The sequence below is a fragment of the Bradyrhizobium sp. SZCCHNR1002 genome (genome assembly GCF_032381435.1).
Lineage (GTDB): Bacteria > Pseudomonadota > Alphaproteobacteria > Rhizobiales > Xanthobacteraceae > Bradyrhizobium > Bradyrhizobium aeschynomenes.
Map to the genome: position 1 here is coordinate 2,489,128 of NZ_JAUHIS010000001.1, position 16,262 is coordinate 2,505,389.

General features: G+C 65.9%; 13 protein-coding genes. 8 read left to right on the plus strand and 5 right to left on the minus strand.

Features of this window, described 5'->3' with window-relative positions; all coding sequences use genetic code 11:
* Positions 1–2 precede the first annotated feature (2 nt).
* The 3 genes from ccoG to QX108_RS11230 form a co-directional block, all read right to left on the minus strand.
* A complete protein-coding gene (gene ccoG, locus QX108_RS11220; RefSeq protein WP_315781880.1) occupies positions 3–1,496 on the minus strand; it encodes a cytochrome c oxidase accessory protein CcoG in 1,494 nt (497 codons plus the stop codon).
* Between the two features lie 463 nt (positions 1,497–1,959).
* A complete protein-coding gene (locus QX108_RS11225) occupies positions 1,960–2,757 on the minus strand; it encodes a fumarylacetoacetate hydrolase family protein (protein WP_315781881.1) in 798 nt (265 codons plus the stop codon).
* Between the two features lie 790 nt (positions 2,758–3,547).
* A complete protein-coding gene (locus tag QX108_RS11230; RefSeq protein WP_315781883.1) occupies positions 3,548–4,255 on the minus strand; it encodes an L-2-amino-thiazoline-4-carboxylic acid hydrolase in 708 nt (235 codons plus the stop codon).
* Between the two features lie 168 nt (positions 4,256–4,423).
* Between QX108_RS11230 and QX108_RS11235 the strand changes: the two genes are divergently transcribed.
* From QX108_RS11235 to mdoH, 3 genes are all read left to right on the plus strand, one after another.
* A complete protein-coding gene (locus QX108_RS11235) occupies positions 4,424–5,053 on the plus strand; it encodes a LysR family transcriptional regulator (RefSeq protein ID WP_315781885.1) in 630 nt (209 codons plus the stop codon).
* 195 nt (positions 5,054–5,248) lie between these two features.
* Entirely contained in the window at positions 5,249–6,754 is a 1,506-nt protein-coding gene (locus QX108_RS11240) for a glucan biosynthesis protein G (RefSeq protein ID WP_315781887.1), read from the plus strand.
* Complete coding sequence (gene mdoH / locus QX108_RS11245; RefSeq protein ID WP_315781889.1) at positions 6,751–8,880, plus strand: glucans biosynthesis glucosyltransferase MdoH; 2,130 nt, start codon at positions 6,751–6,753, stop codon at positions 8,878–8,880. The genes QX108_RS11240 and mdoH overlap by 4 nt, the downstream gene beginning before the upstream one ends.
* A gap of 9 nt (positions 8,881–8,889) precedes the next feature.
* Here mdoH and QX108_RS11250 read toward each other — a convergent pair whose 3' ends face one another.
* On the minus strand, positions 8,890–10,188 hold the full coding sequence (locus QX108_RS11250; protein ID WP_315721382.1) for a TadE/TadG family type IV pilus assembly protein: 1,299 nt from the start codon (positions 10,186–10,188) through the stop codon (positions 8,890–8,892).
* Positions 10,189–10,527: 339 nt separating this feature from the next.
* On the opposite strand from QX108_RS11250, the gene QX108_RS11255 reads away from it, so the two are divergent.
* The 3 genes from QX108_RS11255 to QX108_RS11265 all read left to right on the plus strand — a co-directional run bounded on the left by QX108_RS11255 (position 10,528) and on the right by QX108_RS11265 (position 12,841).
* A complete protein-coding gene (locus QX108_RS11255; protein ID WP_315781891.1) occupies positions 10,528–10,938 on the plus strand; it encodes a hypothetical protein in 411 nt (136 codons plus the stop codon).
* Positions 10,939–11,108: 170 nt separating this feature from the next.
* A complete protein-coding gene (locus QX108_RS11260; RefSeq protein WP_315781893.1) occupies positions 11,109–12,284 on the plus strand; it encodes a zinc-dependent alcohol dehydrogenase in 1,176 nt (391 codons plus the stop codon).
* 14 nt (positions 12,285–12,298) lie between these two features.
* The gene (locus tag QX108_RS11265; protein WP_315781895.1) at positions 12,299–12,841 is read left to right on the plus strand and encodes a hypothetical protein; all 543 of its coding nucleotides are present in this window, start codon (positions 12,299–12,301) and stop codon (positions 12,839–12,841) included.
* 13 nt (positions 12,842–12,854) lie between these two features.
* Here the strand turns inward: QX108_RS11265 and QX108_RS11270 are convergent, their stop codons facing one another.
* Entirely contained in the window at positions 12,855–13,613 is a 759-nt protein-coding gene (locus tag QX108_RS11270) for a hypothetical protein (protein ID WP_315781897.1), read from the minus strand.
* Between the two features lie 336 nt (positions 13,614–13,949).
* Between QX108_RS11270 and QX108_RS11275 the strand changes: the two genes are divergently transcribed.
* A complete protein-coding gene (locus QX108_RS11275) occupies positions 13,950–14,432 on the plus strand; it encodes a hypothetical protein (RefSeq protein WP_315721387.1) in 483 nt (160 codons plus the stop codon).
* 135 nt (positions 14,433–14,567) lie between these two features.
* Positions 14,568–16,208 carry a phosphoglucomutase (alpha-D-glucose-1,6-bisphosphate-dependent) gene (pgm, locus tag QX108_RS11280; protein WP_315781899.1) on the plus strand — a complete coding sequence of 547 codons (1,641 nt, stop codon included), beginning with the start codon at positions 14,568–14,570 and terminating at the stop codon, positions 16,206–16,208.
* Positions 16,209–16,262: the final 54 nt, after the last annotated feature.

Sequence of the window (16,262 nt, forward strand, 5' to 3'; positions counted from 1 at the left end):
CTCTACCGGTTGACGAAGCGGTCGTGCGCGCTCAGCACGACCTGGCCGGTGGCATCGACGGCCTGGAAGGTGACGTCCGCATCCACGGGCGCGGACATCGTCAGCGTCACGCGCAGCGTCTCCGAGCCGTCCGGCTCGACCTCGATGGCATCCGCGGCCACATGGCCGATGATGGCGAGCGCCGCTTCGACACCGCTGACGCCGAGCGTGAAGCTCTGCACCGCCGAAGACTTGTTGAGCAGCTTGACGGTGTAGGCGTTGCGCACCGAGCCGTCCGACAGCCGCACCGACAAGGGATCGCGATCGTGCTGGACCGACAGCACCGCGGTGGTCTTGGTCACGAACGACACCGCGATCACCGCCGCCAGCGTGACACAGGCGAGCGCAAGCCCGATGGTCTTCGGCCGGACCAGCCGCGAGACGCGGGGCTCGGCAGCGCGGCCACGTTCGATGTTGCGCCAGCTCTCGTAGTCGATCAGGCCGCGCGGCCGGTCGAGCTTGGCCATCACGCCGTCGCAGGCGTCGACGCACAGGCCGCAATTGATGCAGGCGAAGCTCGGCCCCTGGCGGATGTCGATGCCGATCGGGCAGACCGCGACGCAGGCGCCGCAATCGACGCAGTCGCCGGCCGGCTCGCCCAGCGCGCGGGCCTCGGCCGCCTTCTTTGCCGACATCCGGACCTCGCCGCGATAGTCGCGGTAATTCACGGTGAAGGCCTCGGGATCCCAGATCGCGCCCTGCAGCCGGGGCCACGGGCACATGAAGGTGCAGACCTGCTCGCGCGCAAAGCCGGCGAGACCGTAGGTCGTGCCCGCGAACACCAGCGTCCAGGTCAGCGCCGTCGCCGACATCTCGCCATGCAGGACATCGCGCACCAGTTCCGGCGCATCGGTGAAGTAGAAGATCAACGTGCCGCCGGTGCCGAGCGCGATCATGATCCATAACGCGTGCTTGGTCGCGATCTGCGCGATCCGCTTCGCCGTCAGCGGCGCGCCGATGTTCTTCAGCCGCTGCCGCCGGTCGCCCTCGACGAGGCGTTCGACCAGCAGGAACAGGTCGGTCCAGACCGTCTGTGGGCAGGCGAAACCGCACCACAGGCGGCCGGCCAGCGCGTTCACCAGGACGAGGATGAAGGTCGCGAGCAGCATCGCCGCAGTGATGAGATAGAGGTCCTGCGGCCAGATCTCGGCGGGGCCGAGATAGAGCCGTCCATGGGCGAAATCGAGCAGCACCGCCTGCTCCGGCGCGTTCGGGCCGCGGTCCCAGCGCAGGAACGGCGTGACGTAATAGACGCCGAGCGTCAGCACCAGGATCAGCCATTTGAGCCGACGGATCGGTCCCTTGACGCCTTGCGGAACCACGGGACCGCCGACCTGGCGTGGCGACCGTGCCGGCTTGCGCACCGGCGCCGGGCGGTGAGCCGGGGACTGGCTTTGGCCCTTCTCCTGCGCCATGCGGCGCGTCCTGGCGTGATCGATCTCGATGGTGATGGCCACGTCTGCCCTCGTTCGCTTGCCTGTTGCGGGCGACGATAAAGGGCGGTGCCCGACGGCTCTTTGTCGGCCCACAAACTTGCGAACGGCTGGCAGCGGCTGTTTGCGCGGGAACAACGATGACCGGTGGCCGGCAGGCGATGAGGACCCCGGCGCCGCGAGCGCCACGGCGGCAGGCGCGGCATCCGGAGGGATGATGGCGGCTGCCGCCCTTTGGGATAACAGCACGCACGGCGACGCTCGCTGCACGCCTCTCCCCGCGTGCGGGGAGAGGCCGGATTGCATCGAGAGATGCAATCCGGGTGAGGGGGGCTCTCCGCAGGGCCGGTGCGCGTGGCTGCCCCTCACCCCAACCCTCTCCCCGTGAAGGACGGGGAGAGGGAGCGCACCATCCGTCGCGGCGACCAGCTTCATCTTATTTGACAGGAGTAGATGCGCAGCAGGTTGACCTCGTATCCTCCTCCCCTCAAACAATCCTGATCGACATGTCCGGCAGCCCCTCGAGCTTGCACAGCAGCACGTCACCCTTGACCACCGGGCCGACATTTTCCGGCGTGCCGGAATAGATGATATCGCCCGCCTTCAATTCGAACGCTTCCGACAGCTTCGCAATCTGCTCGGCGACGCTCCAGATCATCTTGGTGAGATCGGAGTTCTGCCGGACCGTGCCGTTGACCGCGAGCGAGATCGCGCCCTTGGTGAAATGGCCGACCTTCGCCACCGGATGGATCGGTCCGAGCACGGCGGCATGGTCAAAACTCTTGCCGATCTCCCACGGCTTCTTCTCGGCGGCCATCCCGTTCTGCAGGTCGCGCCGCGTCATGTCGAGGCCGAGCGCGTAGCCATAGACGTGATCGAGCGCCTGCTCGGCGGGGATGTTGGTGCCGCCGGATTTGAGCGCCGCGACCAGCTCGACCTCGTGGTGATAGTTCTTGGTCAGCGACGGATACGGATGCTCGGCGACCTCGCCGATGCTGACGTTCTGGATCGCATCGGTCGGCTTCTGGAAGAAGAACGGCGGCTCGCGATTCGGATCGGAGCCGCGCTCGATCGCATGCGCCGCGTAGTTGCGGCCGATGCAATAGATGCGGCGCACCGGAAATACGCCTTGCTCGCCGACGATCGGAATCGTGGTCGCCGGCACGGCGAAGATCGGCTTCGGTCCCGCCTGTGCAGCAGCCGGTTGTGTCTCCGCCATGATCGCGGCCGCCGCAGCCATGCTGCCGGCGCCAGCAAGAAGATTGCGGCGTGAGGTGGGTGCCATCTGGGTTCCTCCTGGATTCAGCCGTTGAGACCGGCCGAGATGCTCGTGGTGAGGCGTCCGCTTCGACGCCCGCGAACTAATAAGCATATCCAGTATGCCAGCGCTACCGGGCGCGCAGGCGTCATTGCTCTCGCGGCGCAACACGCGCCCGAAGGGATGATCGGGACCCTCACGGACAACGCGAGGGCGCAGGGAAGGCCGGACCTCGACTGAGGCCCGTGGCCCGCCTGCGAAAAAAATGCAGGCGGCAGGTACCACAGGTCCAGCCGGACAGACCCGGCCCTCCCTGCGCGATGGCTTTACGGCTTACTCCGCGCTCTCCCCAGGGACCGGCTGTCTTGCCCCTGTCATCCGCACCATCGTCGGCGCGAACTTGATCTCAGCACCGGGAGACCAGGACCACACGGCTTGACCGTGCGCATCGAACCGTTCGTCGGCGCGATTGCTCACGCTGCGGCCCGACACGCCCATCGCATCCCGCATCAACGCTCGTGACGACCGCGATACGCCCCTTAATCGAGACGGGATGGGTGCATACAATCATGATTTCTGTAAAAAAGAAAGACCTATTTTCCGGGTTACCGGATTTTTTTCGGTAAATCGGCAGATTGGCCGCTGGCGAGCGCGGTTGACGGAGGTGGCCGCGATGGCCGCAGGTTGGGCGAACGGGCGCACAAAGGGCGGCTGCGTACCCACCGTCCATCAGGCGAAAACCGGCCACATCGTGGTCACGCGCGCGAAACAGCCGGTGAGAGACGCGGACAGACTTGCAAGCACGCCTTTGCCTGCTCTACCTCTTGAACGTGGCGACCTGATCCGATTTGAGCCGGGAGAAGCGGAAGTTGCAGTGGCTCGCCCCACCGGCGAGAGTCTGGGTCCGTTCAAGACGGATGCCGCGCGCCGCATAGGCAACGAAGTCCAGCCCGCAGATGTTTGGCAGAATGTCCAGATCGCCATGACTGGCTGCGAACTTGCAGAAGCCGCAGGCCTTGTAGTCGATCCCGAATTCGAACCCGTCCCCAGGGGCGGGCTCGACGAAATCGTAGACGAAGTCACCGGGGAATTCACTTCGGTGGCTTTCCGAGGCGCTCAACGCCGCCTGGTCGCGGAGCAATCGCTGGTTCTCCGGCGACATGAAAGACCGTCCCGCGGCGAGACGGTCTGCTTCAGGCTCGGCGAGGAGTTGCGCATTGTAGACCTCCTGTTCGATGTCGCCGATCACTGCGGGTTTCAGCCCGTGTCGCCGAAGCACCCGGCTCATCGCCACGAATCCGATCAGCCGCATGAAGAAGTCGCTCATGCGGCTCGCAATGCCGCCGACATACGGCATCTGAGCGAGCACGATGTCGAATTCCTCCATGATCTCGTCGCTGATTGTGCCGAGGTCCAACAATCCGGCCCGCTCGCGCAACAGGGGGCGGGAAAGCGTGACACGTTGGCGCATAGCCGATTGCATGGCGCTGCGCTGTGTCTGGTAGAATGGATGGATATCGGGCATCGAACACCTCTTCGAAGACTGTGCTGCGACGCCTGCCGTTCCAGGGCCGCGGGCTTGCACACAAATCGTAGACGGGAGCATGCGCGCGCTTCAAAGCAAAGTTTCTGCCCCTCAGCGATAGAAAATCTATTGCAAGCGCATGTGGCAGCCGTGCCAGAGTACGAAACAATGACCTACAGCCTTCCTCCATTGAACGCGCTCCGTGCCTTCGAGGCCGCGGCGAGACATCTCAGCTTCAAGCTGGCGGCACATGAGCTGCACGTGACACCCGCCGCTGTCGGGCAGCACGTGAAGGCCCTGGAGCTACGCCTCGGCGTGCGCCTGTTCGCGCGGCTGCACAAGCAACTCGTGCTGACCGCAGATGGGCAGGCCTATCTGGTCGGAGTCTCCGATGGCTTTCGCCGCATTGCAGACGCGACCTTGCAACTCAAGCCTCGATGCGCCGTACTGCTGCAGGTGGGCGTGCCTGAGAACTTCGAGTTGCGACGCCTCGACCTGGAGAATTTCCGCAGCACCCATCCGGACATTGGTCTACGCATCTTGCAGCCTGCCGGCTTGCATGAGTTGGTCGAAGGGAAGGTCGATGCGCTGATCGGCCGCGGGTTGGGCAGCCATCCAGGCTATCGCTGCGACAGGATCGACAAAGGCACGGGAGTGGGAGACTGGCTCATGGCACCTGAGGGCACGGCGGAGTGCCCGGAAGTCATGAGCCTGCGCGACTGGTTGCACTCCCGATCGGCTGGGGCCATGCGCACGGAACGGCGCCGATCAGGGGAGATCGGTCTCTCTCGGCGTTGAAGCATCGCTCGCGCCGTCGCATTCCATATCGCAGAGCTGCCGCCGATGATGCACCGTTAGCGGCGTCATGATCGTCGTTCATTTGCCGTTCGGCCACGATGATCCATTGTTCGTCAGACATGCGGCCTAGTCGGATGGAACCCGACGCCTCCTGAGATGTTGCTCCGCTGTTCCACCCAGCAAAGCGAGAATAAGTTGAACCGCCGTCAGTTCATTCAATCTGCGGCTGCGATTCCGGTCGCCGCATCACTCGTGCCGAGCGCGGGAGCCGCAGCGCCAGCTGCTCAGCCGTTCAATGCGGCCTATGTGCGCGATCTCGCGCGCAATCTCGCCGCCAAGCCATATGCCGCGCCGGACAATCAGCTGCCGGACGCGCTGGCCAAGCTCGACTACGACGCCTATCGCTCGATCCGCTTCCTGCCGGATCACGCGCTGTGGCGCGGCGAGAACCTGCCGTTTCAGGCGCAGTTCTTCCATCGCGGCTCGATCTACAAGGACCGCGTCGACATCTACGAGGTCACGGACGGACAGGCCAAGCCAGTGGCCTATCGCCCCGAGGACTTCGCGTTCGGTCCGCAGGTGGCCGCGTTCCCGGCGGCGGATCTCGGCTTTGCCGGCTTTCGCATTCACGCGCCGATGAACCGGCCCGACTATTACGACGAGGTCTGCGTGTTCCTGGGCGCGAGCTATTTCCGCGCCGTGTCCAAGGGCGAGCTCTACGGGCTGTCCGCGCGCGGGCTGTCGATCGACACCGGCGAAGCGAAGGGCGAGGAGTTTCCGGTCTTCAAGGCGTTCTGGCTGGAGAAGCCGACGGCCGGCGCCACCGCGATGGTCGTGCATGCGCTGCTCGACAGCAAGAGCGCCACAGGCTCCTACCGCTTCACCATCCGTCCAGGCGACACCACAGTGTTCGACGTCGAGGCCTCGCTCTATCCACGCGTCGAGATCGGCCACGCCGGACTGGCGCCGATGACCAGCATGTTCTTCTTCGGTCCGAACGACCGCAACGAGGCCGACGACTTCCGGCCCGCGGTGCACGATTCCGATGGACTCGCGATGTTCAACGGCAAGGGCGAGCAGCTCTGGCGTCCGCTGAGCAATCCGCGCGACCTCCAGGTCAGCGTCTTCAACGATCTCAATCCGCGCGGCTTCGGCCTGATGCAGCGGGAACGAAAATACACCGCCTACCAGGATCTCGAGTCGCATTTCGAGCAGCGGCCGAGCCTGTGGATCGAGCCGATCGGCGATTGGGGCGAAGGCGCCGTGGTGCTGTTCGAGATCCCGACCAAGCAGGAGATCCACGACAACATCGCCGCATTCTGGCGGCCGAAGACGCCGCTCGCCGCCAAGGGCGAGCACAACATGACCTATCGGCTGCATTGGGGGCCGGACAGGCCGAAGCCACACGCGCTGGCGCGCTTCACGCGCACCGGCGTCGGCGCCCGCGGCGAAGGCCGGCTGTTCGTGCTCGAGCTGGAGGGCGACGCCTTGAAGGGCATCGATCCGGCGACGGTCAAGGGCGTGGTCAGCGCGGCGAAGTCCGAGGTGACGAACGTCGTAGCGCAGCCCAACCCCGAAACGGGAGGCTGGCGGCTCAGCTTCCAGTGCGCGGTCAGCGACGCTCCGGTCGAGCTCAGGGCGGAGCTGGTCGCCAACGACAAGCTCATCTCAGAGAGCTGGATCTATCGGTGGACGCCATGACCGCCACCCAGCTGCTGCGCTCCGATCAGGCCGCGGGTTCGGGCTTTCTCCCGGCCGAGGCGCCGCTCGCGATGGTGCCGAAGCCGCTCAACGATCGCGCGCCCCCCAGGCGCGATGTCACGAGCGGGCCGCGCATCGCCTTCCGTCGCAGTCTCGTGTTTCTTGGTACCGCCGCCCTGACGCTTGCGGGCTGCACCAAGATGTATGAGGTCGTCGAGGTTGGCGGCGTGACGGTGCTCGAGAGTCTGGTGCTCGTGCTGTTCTCGATCCTGCTCGCCTGGATCGCATTTGCCTTTGTGTCGGCGCTGGCCGGCTTCGGCGCGATGTTCGCACGGCGGCGCGACACGATCGCGATCGACGTCGACGGTCCCCTGCCCGCCCTCGCAAGCCGTACGGCGATGCTACTGCCGACCTACAACGAGGATCCGCACGCGGTGATGGTGCGGCTGCGCGCCATGATCGAGTCGATCGCCGAGACCGGCCAGGCCGAGCGCTTCGACTGGTTTCTGCTCAGCGACACCACCGATCCGGACATCTGGATCGGCGAGGAGGCAGCGTTCCTGGCTTTGCGCCAAGTCTGCAGCAGTGCCCGCGTGTTCTACCGGCACCGCGCCGACAATGTCGCGCGCAAGGCCGGCAACATTGCCGAATGGGTCCAGCGCTTCGGCGCCGCCTATGACCACATGCTGATCCTCGATGCGGACAGCCTGATGAGCGGCGCGACCGTGGTGCGGCTGGCGCATGCCATGGAGCAGGCACCGCAGGCGGCGCTGATCCAGACCCTGCCCGTGATCGTCAACGGCACCAGCCTGTTCGCGCGGCTGCAGCAATTCGCCGGGCGGCTCTACGGACCGCTGATCGCCGCCGGCAATGCCTGGTGGTACGGCGCCGAGGGCAACTACTGGGGCCACAATGCGATCATTCGCGTCGAAGCATTCGCGCAGGACGCGGCGCTGCCGGAGCTGCCCGGACGAAAGCCGTTCGGCGGCCATATTCTCAGCCACGACTTCATCGAGGCCGCGCTGATGCGCCGCGCAGGCTGGGGGATCTACATGACCGTCGACCTCGACGGCAGCTACGAGGAGGTGCCGCCCTCGCTGATCGACCATGCCGCGCGCGACCGGCGCTGGTGCCAGGGCAATCTGCAGCATCTGGCAGTGCTGCCGGCACGCGGGCTGCATTGGGTATCGCGGCTGCATCTGCTGATCGGCATCGGCGCCTATGTCACTGCGCCGCTGTGGTTCGCCTTCCTCGTGCTCGGCATTCTCATTTCGCTGCAGGCCAACTTCGTCCGCCCCGAATACTTCCCCAAGGGCTTTGCGCTGTTTCCGACCTGGCCGGCCCAGGATCCCGTGCTCGCCGCCCAGGTCTTCGCCGCGACGCTCGGCCTGCTGATGATTCCGAAGCTGCTGGCCTGTATCGCGACGCTGTTCCGCCGTCACAGGCGCCGCGGCTTCGGCGGCGGGTTGCGGTTATGCGCTGCCGTGCTCGCCGAAACGGTGCTTGCAGCGTTGATCGCACCTTCGATGATGATCTTCCAGTCGATCGCGGTGATCGAGATCCTGCTCGGCCGCGACGCCGGCTGGCAGGTGCAGCGCCGCAGCGACGGCGGGGTCAGCCGGCGGGAGATCTATCGCAAGTTCGCGCTGCCGACATTGTGCGGCCTCGCGATGGCCGCCAGCGCCTATGCGGTGTCGTTGCCTCTGCTGGCGTGGATGTCGCCGGTGATCGCCGGCCTCGTGCTGTCGATTCCGATCGGCCTCCTCACCGGCGGACGCAGCACCGGCGCGGGCCTGTTCACCACGCCCGAGGACCGCTCTCCTCCCGCGGTACTGGTCCGCGCCCGACAGCTTGCGGATGAGCCGGAGCCGCGCCGCGCCCCCGCGCTGGTCGCGTTGCAGCGGAATGCCGAACTGCGACGGCAGCACGTCGACGCCTTGCCTGCCACGCCGCGGCGCAAGCCGGGCGACATCAATGTCGAACTGGCGACGGCGAAAGCCCGGATTGCCGACGCGACCAGCTTCGACGAAGCGACAGGCTTCCTCTCCCGCCGAGAAATGCTCGCCGTGCTCAACGACCGCGCGACGCTGGAACGGCTGGTTGCGCTGCCTGCTGCAAAGGCCTGAGCCTCCGCCCTACTTCGTCAGATGCGCCGAGGCGATGGCCTGCTGGAACAGCGCCGTCAGCGCCGTGCCGATGCTTCCGCTCGAATCGACCTCGTAGTAGTAGCCGGGGCTGGCGCAGGACTTCATGATGCCGCCGATCGAGTCGCGCCACGGCGCGATGTAGGTCGTGTACCAGCTGTTGTTGGTGATCGCGAGATAGGTGGTGTAGAGCACTGCGATCTTGATGCCGCGGGCCTTCAGCGCGGTGCAGGTCGTGGTGTTGAGCGGCTCCTGGCAGCGTCCGCCGGACAGCACGGTCTTGCTGCACGTGGTCGGATAGGAATAATCAGCGACGCCGTCGGAGACGAAGAACAGCCATTTCTGCGGCTTCGACGACGAGCCGTCGCCCTGGGTCGGGATCACCCCGTTCATGGCCGACATGGTGCCGTCGAAATCGGTGCACATGTCGTTGTTGTAGCCGCTATAGGGAATGGTCATCAGGTCGAGCGAGCTGACCGACGACTTCACCGAGGACATGCTCGAGGACAGGCTGGCGATGGTCGTCAGCCCCAGCGAGCCGCAATCGCTGCCCAGGCTGTAGACCGCCATCCGATACTGATTGCTGACGACCTGGCTTGCGGTCGCAGTGTCCGTCAGCGACTGGGTCGCGGACCTCACGACGTCGATCCGCATCGTCACGCCCTTGTTCTTGGCGATCTGATAGTAGCTGTTGGTCTGCAGCGTCTTCTTCGAGCTCGACGTATAGGTGTCGTGGCAGGCGAAGGCGCATTTGTCGGAGGTCGCGTTCTGCAGCTTGGTCATGTCGGCCGTGGTCGCGCCGAGGCCCTGCGACGGCGAATTGTCGACCAGCACGTAGAAGTCCATGTAGGTCGGGAACGAGGCCGAGGCCGACGAGGACGTGGAGATCGTCATGGTCGGATAGCCGAACATGTACATGAATACGGTCTTCACCACCACGTTGGCGGTGCCCGTCACGGTTCGCGCGGTCACGCTATCTGCGATGTCGATGTTCAGCGCGTTCGATGACAGGTTGTGCGCCGACATCTGGCCGTTGAACATGTTGGTCGCCGCCGTCTTGGCGTCGGACGCACTGCCGCGCATCGCCGTATAGCCGGTCGCCGCCAGCATGGCGGCATCGAGCGAGGCAGCCAGCTTGGCCTTGGCCCGCACGGCCATCGAATAGTCGATGGCCGAGCCGACGAAGGCCAGGATCGGCAGCAGCGCCAGCGCGAAGATGATGGCGATATTACCGCTGTCGTTGCGCTGGAACCGCGACAGAAGCGTGAGGTACTGATGTCCGGCCGACAAGGCTCAAAACTCCGACAAACAAGATCCGTTGCGGACGATGTTGCGGACCAACCGTTGCGTTGGAATTGATGGAATTGCAGAGAGTCGGTTACATCCTGTTTCCGATTGTCCTAAACGGTGCCTTCGCACCATCGCCCCCCGCATGACTGACATGCAGCGGCCCTCGCGAGGCCCCTTCGGGGCGTGAGCGGTGATGGATGCGACGGCTCCTGCATGCCTCCGATTGGGACGGCGCCCCTCCTCTGGTACCCCGATTGCAAAGTGGCGACGCGGATAGCATAGTCCGCGCGTTTTTCGGCGCCCGACGCGCTGATTCTCGAGGGGGTTTTGGGGACGACGATGGCAGATGCCGATCTTGATGCCGTGATCCGGCAACTGGCCAAGCAGCAGAACAAGACCATTCTGGCGGCGGCCAAGAAGCGGCGGGACCGTTTCAACGGCATGGCGGTCAAGGCCAAGGACAAGGACGCCAAGGAGCGCTTCAAGATGCTCGCCCGTGAGGCGGTCGAGCAGGCCAATGCCGCCGCGCGCCGGCTGCTGATCTCGGCCGACAACGTTGCCGACAGCTATGCCCGCGCGATGCGGCAGGCCGCCGCGGCCGAGCTGCCCAAGGTCCCCGACAAGAAGGCGCCGGAGAAGAAGGCCGACAAGCCGTCCGATGCCGCGCCGGCCAAGGCTTCCCGCGGCAAGGCGAGCAAGACGCCTCCCACGAAGACCGGACCGAAGAAGCCTGCCAAGACGAAGGCCTGAGCTGACCCGGAACGTGAGCCGGGCGACGAGCGCCCACACCGGCCAGCGCCTCGTCGTCTGATCTCGGAACGTGCCGCGCCACGCGTGGCACGGTGAAAATTCGCGCGCTCATAGCAACCATCGTCGCGGCTCAGACTTGCTCCGGAGGTCTTGGTGACGCGGAGATGGGAATGAAGGCGCTGGTCTGGCATGGCAAAGAGGACATCCGCTGCGACACGGTCAGCGATCCCGAGATCGAGCATCCGCGTGACGCGATCATCAAGGTGACGAGCTGCGCGATCTGCGGCTCGGACCTGCATCTGTTCCACAACTACATCCCGGCGATGATGCCGGGCGACATCATGGGCCACGAGACCATGGGCGAGGTCGTCGAGGTCGGCTCCGGCGTCAACGGCAAGCTCAAGAAGGGCGACCGCATCGTCGTGCCCTTCACCATCATCTGCGGCGAGTGCGAGCAGTGCAAGCGCGGCAATTTCTCGGTCTGCGAGACCACCAACCGCAACAAGCATCTCGCCGAGAAGGTGTTCGGCCATACCACGGCGGGCCTGTTCGGCTACACGCATCTGACCGGCGGCTATCCGGGCGGCCAGGCCGAATATCTGCGCGTGCCTTATGCCGACGCCACCCACATCAAGGTGCCCGACGGCATCACGGACGAGCAGGCGCTGTTTCTCAGCGACATCTTCCCGACGGGCTGGCAGGGCGCGGCGCAATGCGACATCGAGCCCGACGATACGGTCGCAGTGTGGGGCTGCGGCCCGGTCGGACAGATGGCGATCCGCAGCGCCATCCTGCTCGGGGCCAAGCAGGTGGTCGCGATCGACCGCATCCCGGAGCGGCTGGCGATGGCCGAGGCCGGCGGCGCCATCACCATCAACTTCGACAAAGAGAGCGTGGTCGAAAGGCTGAACGAGCTGACCGACAACAAGGGCCCGGAGAAATGCATCGACTGCGTCGGCTTCGAGAGCCATATCAGCATGGCACAGCCCGACAGCGTGCTCGATCGCGCCAAGCAGATGTTCATGCTCGAGAACGATCGTCCGCACGCACTGCGCGAGATCATCTATGTCTGCAGGCCTGGCGGCATCGTCTCGATCCCCGGCGTCTACTCGGGCTTCTCGGACATGGTGCCGATGGGCGCGCTGATGAACAAGGGGCTGACGATCCGCACCGGTCAGACCCACGTCAACCGCTGGACCGAGGATCTGAAGCAGCGCATCGCCGAAGGCCAGATCGACCCGTCCTTCGTCATCACCCACACCGTGCCGCTGGCGCAGGGCCCCGAGATGTATCGCGCGTTCCGCGACAAGCAGGACAGCTGCGTCAAGGTCGTGTTGAAGCCGTAAGGGAAGCGCAAAGCATGTTTCATTTTTCCAATCTCGTCAGGTCCAAGGGCGACCCCAAGATCATCGCGACCGGCCCGAGCTCGCTGACTGCGGCCGACCGGCTGGCGCGGGGGCTCGGCTGGTTCTCGATCGCGCTCGGCACGCTCGAGCTGCTGGCCCCGCATCGGGTGACGCGCGCGCTCGGCATGGACGGCCGCGAGGGCCTGGTCCGCGCCTATGGTGTCCGCGAGCTGCTCGCCGGCGTCATGACGCTGTCGGTCGAGAAGAAGGCCGGCCTGTGGAGCCGCGTGGCCGGCGACGGGCTCGACATGGCGACGCTGCTCGGCGAGGTCAGGCCGAGCAACCCGCGCGTCGGCACCGTCATGGCTGCGCTGGTGATGGTCGGCGGCATCACGGTCCTGGACTATCTCGCAGCCCAGGACGTCGCACGGCAGCACGATGCGCGGCGCGGCCGCAAGCGGCTCTATTTCGATCGCAGCGGCTTCCCGAAGGGCGTCACCGCTGCGCGCGGCGCGGCAGCACTGCCGCGTGCGACGAGCACCCCCGCGGCGACCTGAGCTGGCCTTGCAGCTAAGGCTTCAGGGCGACCGTGAACAGGCGGAAACCCGCGATCTTCGGAAACGCCTCGGCGGCTTCCGGCGAGGCCAGTGCGACCACGGCCGCGTTCACCTCGCCGTTGCTGAGCCGGGTGATCGCGGTCGCCTGCCCTTCCAGCAGCAGCACCTCGGATGCACCGGCGGCATTCATGGCCGTCGTGATCCTCGCATTGGATTTGGCATAGCGTTCATCGATCGCGATCACCTTGCCGCTGAGATCGGCCAGGCCCCGCACGGTCGGGCGCGCCAGCACCACGGCCACGAGATGGCTGTCGGCAGGCCCCTCCGGGACACGTAGCGCGGTCATGCGCTCGGCCAGCTCGGCCGCCACCGTGACCGCTGCGACCATGACCTCGCTCTGAACCTTGCCCGGGGCGGGCGGGGTATCCTTCGCGGGCGACGGAATCTTGACGACCGGCGCGGAGGCGCCGTCGGCCGGCGGGACCGGCTCGGGCGACGGCTTGTCGGAAGATGACTTGTCGGAGAATGATCTGGGCGCCGGCGCGGCGGGCGGCTTTTCAGGCGGCCTTGCGGTGGCGACCTGCGGAGGCAAGCGTCGCTTGGCCGCGCGGGCGTGCTTGCGTTGCAGGGCCGCACGACGCGCAACGGCGGAGGTCTTCTTCGCTTTGGCCACCTTCTCGGAGGGCGCCAGCGACGCCGGCTGACCGGCGGCAGCATTGTCCGCGCAGGCGTTGCCGCTCAGATCCACGCAAGGCGCCGCGACCTGCGGCATGACCGGACGGCTGCATCCTGCCAGAGCCAAGACTGATACGACGGCCAACGCGCCAATACAAAGCGCTCTCACTTTCCCGCTCCTGACGACTCTCCTGCGCGCCCCACGCGCCCCTCGTTGGCCTCCTATTTCCACGGAGATGCGTTAAACTCAGGCTTAAGCGCCGGTCCGGGCCGGTGGTCTCAGCGCGGCGTGGTTAATGTCCAGCGCATGAAGCGGCAGCGTCGGCCGAGCAGGTTCTTCGTAGCGCGATCAAACAAGTCGCGGGGAACAGCAGCCGGACCGGGCGCGATCTGTGGTAGTGTTTGTACGGCATGGAAAGGTGGGGGCGAGCAGATGTACTTCTCCAGGACGGCGTCGGCCGCGTGCGTCGCGATGGGGCTCTGCCTCGGAACCGCGAGCGCCGACACCATCGCCCGCTACGACTGCACGATCGTCGGCACGATGGGCCTCGAGCCGATCGGCGACCGTCCCGGTCACATGCTGGTCAGCTTCCAATATTCGTGCATCGGCACCGACGGGTTGATGAAGGGCGCGACCTACACCGCCAACGTCGCCTCCGAATGGGAGAACCAGAAGGGCCGATATCTGTACGGCGCCGGCATTCACCGCAGCACGGACGGCTATGCCGTGGCCGTGCTGAGCGAAGGTGCGGGCTCGGTGGTGATGAAGGACGGCACGCCGGCCATCTCCGAGGCCACAGGCAAGGTCGTGTTCAAGCTGGCCTCGGGGCGTTTTGCGGCGCTGGCCGGACGCACGGTGAATTTCACCGCGCGGCTGGTCGGGCCTGGGCACCTCGTCTACGAATTGACGGATTGACCGGCGCGCGGCCCCCGCGAAGGCGGCACGAATTTCCGTTGATCGGATCAGCGCACGCCGCCATGTTGGACCGCCTGCTGTCGGGGCGGAACGAACCGCCGCCGCCGATGTTTTCGAACTTGCGAAGGATGCTCCATGGCCAAGACAGACCCCGCTGCCGGCAAGCCGATCGCCAACGCCGCGCTCGCCAACATTCCGCGGCTGATCACGGCCTATTATGCGCTGAAGCCCGACCCGCACGAGCCCACCCAGCGGGTCGCTTTCGGCACCTCGGGCCATCGCGGCTCGTCGCTGAAGACCGGCTTCAACGAGAACCACATTCTCGCCACCACGCAGGCGCTGTGCGACTACCGGCGCCAGCAGGGTCTCGACGGTCCCCTCTTCGTCGGCATCGACACCCATGCGCTGGCCGAGCCGGCGCTCGCCAGCGCGCTGGAGGTGTTCGGCGCCAACGGCGTCGAGGTGATGATCGACAAGGACGGCGGCTACACGCCGACGCCGGTGATCTCGCACGCCATCATCTCCTACAACAAGGGCCGCACGGCGCATCTCGCCGACGGCGTCGTCATCACGCCGTCACATAATCCGCCCGACGACGGCGGCTACAAATACAATCCGCCGCATGGCGGCCCGGCTGATACCGACGCCACGGGCGAGATCGAGCGCCAGGCCAATGTCTATCTCGCCAACGACCTCGATGGCGTGTCGCGCATCAGCTACAATCAGGCCAAGCAGCGCGGCTCGGTGCATCCGCACGACTACATCACGCCCTATGTCGCCGATCTCGCCAACACGGTGGATCTCGACGCGGTGAAGGCCTCCGGCGTCAAGATCGGCATCGATCCGCTCGGTGGTGCCGCCATCGCCTATTGGGCGCCGATCATCGAGCGCTACGGCCTCGACGCCACGATCGTCAACGATGTCGTCGATCCGACCTTCCGCTTCATGACTGCGGATTGGGACGGCAAGATCCGCATGGATTGCTCATCGCCCTATGCGATGGCGAGCCTGATCGCGATGCGCGAGCGCTTCGACGTCGCCTTCGCCAACGATACCGATGCCGATCGCCATGGCATCGTGACGCGCACCGGCGGGCTGATGAACCCGAACCATTATCTGGCGACCGCGATCTCCTATCTGTTCGCGCACAGGCCGGACTGGCGCAGCGACGCCGCGATCGGCAAGACCATCGTGTCGAGCTCCCTGATCGATCGCGTTGCCCGGAAGCTCGGCCGCAAGCTGGTCGAGACGCCCGTCGGCTTCAAATGGTTCGTCGAGGGCCTGGGCACCGGCAGCTTCGGCTTCGCCGGCGAAGAGAGCGCGGGCGCTTCGTTCCTCAAGCGCGACGGCACGGTGTGGACCACCGACAAGGACGGCCTCATCCTCGGCCTGCTCGCCGCCGAGATCATGGCCAAGCGCGGCCGCGACCCGAGCGAGCTCTACAAGGAGCTCACGGCGGAGCTCGGCGCCCCCGTCTATGAACGCATCGACGTGCCGGCCAGCCCGCCGCAGAAGGCGGCGCTGAAGGCGTTGACGCCGGAGACGCTGAACCTGAAGGAGCTCGCCGGCGACCCCGTCCGCGTCGTGCACACCAAGGCGCCCGGCAACGGCCAGTCGTTCGGCGGCATCAAGGTCGAAACCGAATACGGCTGGTTCGCCGCCCGCCCCTCCGGCACCGAGGACGTCAACAAGCTCTACGCCGAAAGTTTTCGCGACGCCGAGCATCTCAAGCGCATCCAGAGCGAGGCGCAGGCCGCGCTGGCGAAGGTCGCGTAGCAACGGCCATCATGGGGGTTCGAAGCGTGTGTGACGACGTGCACATTCGCTTCG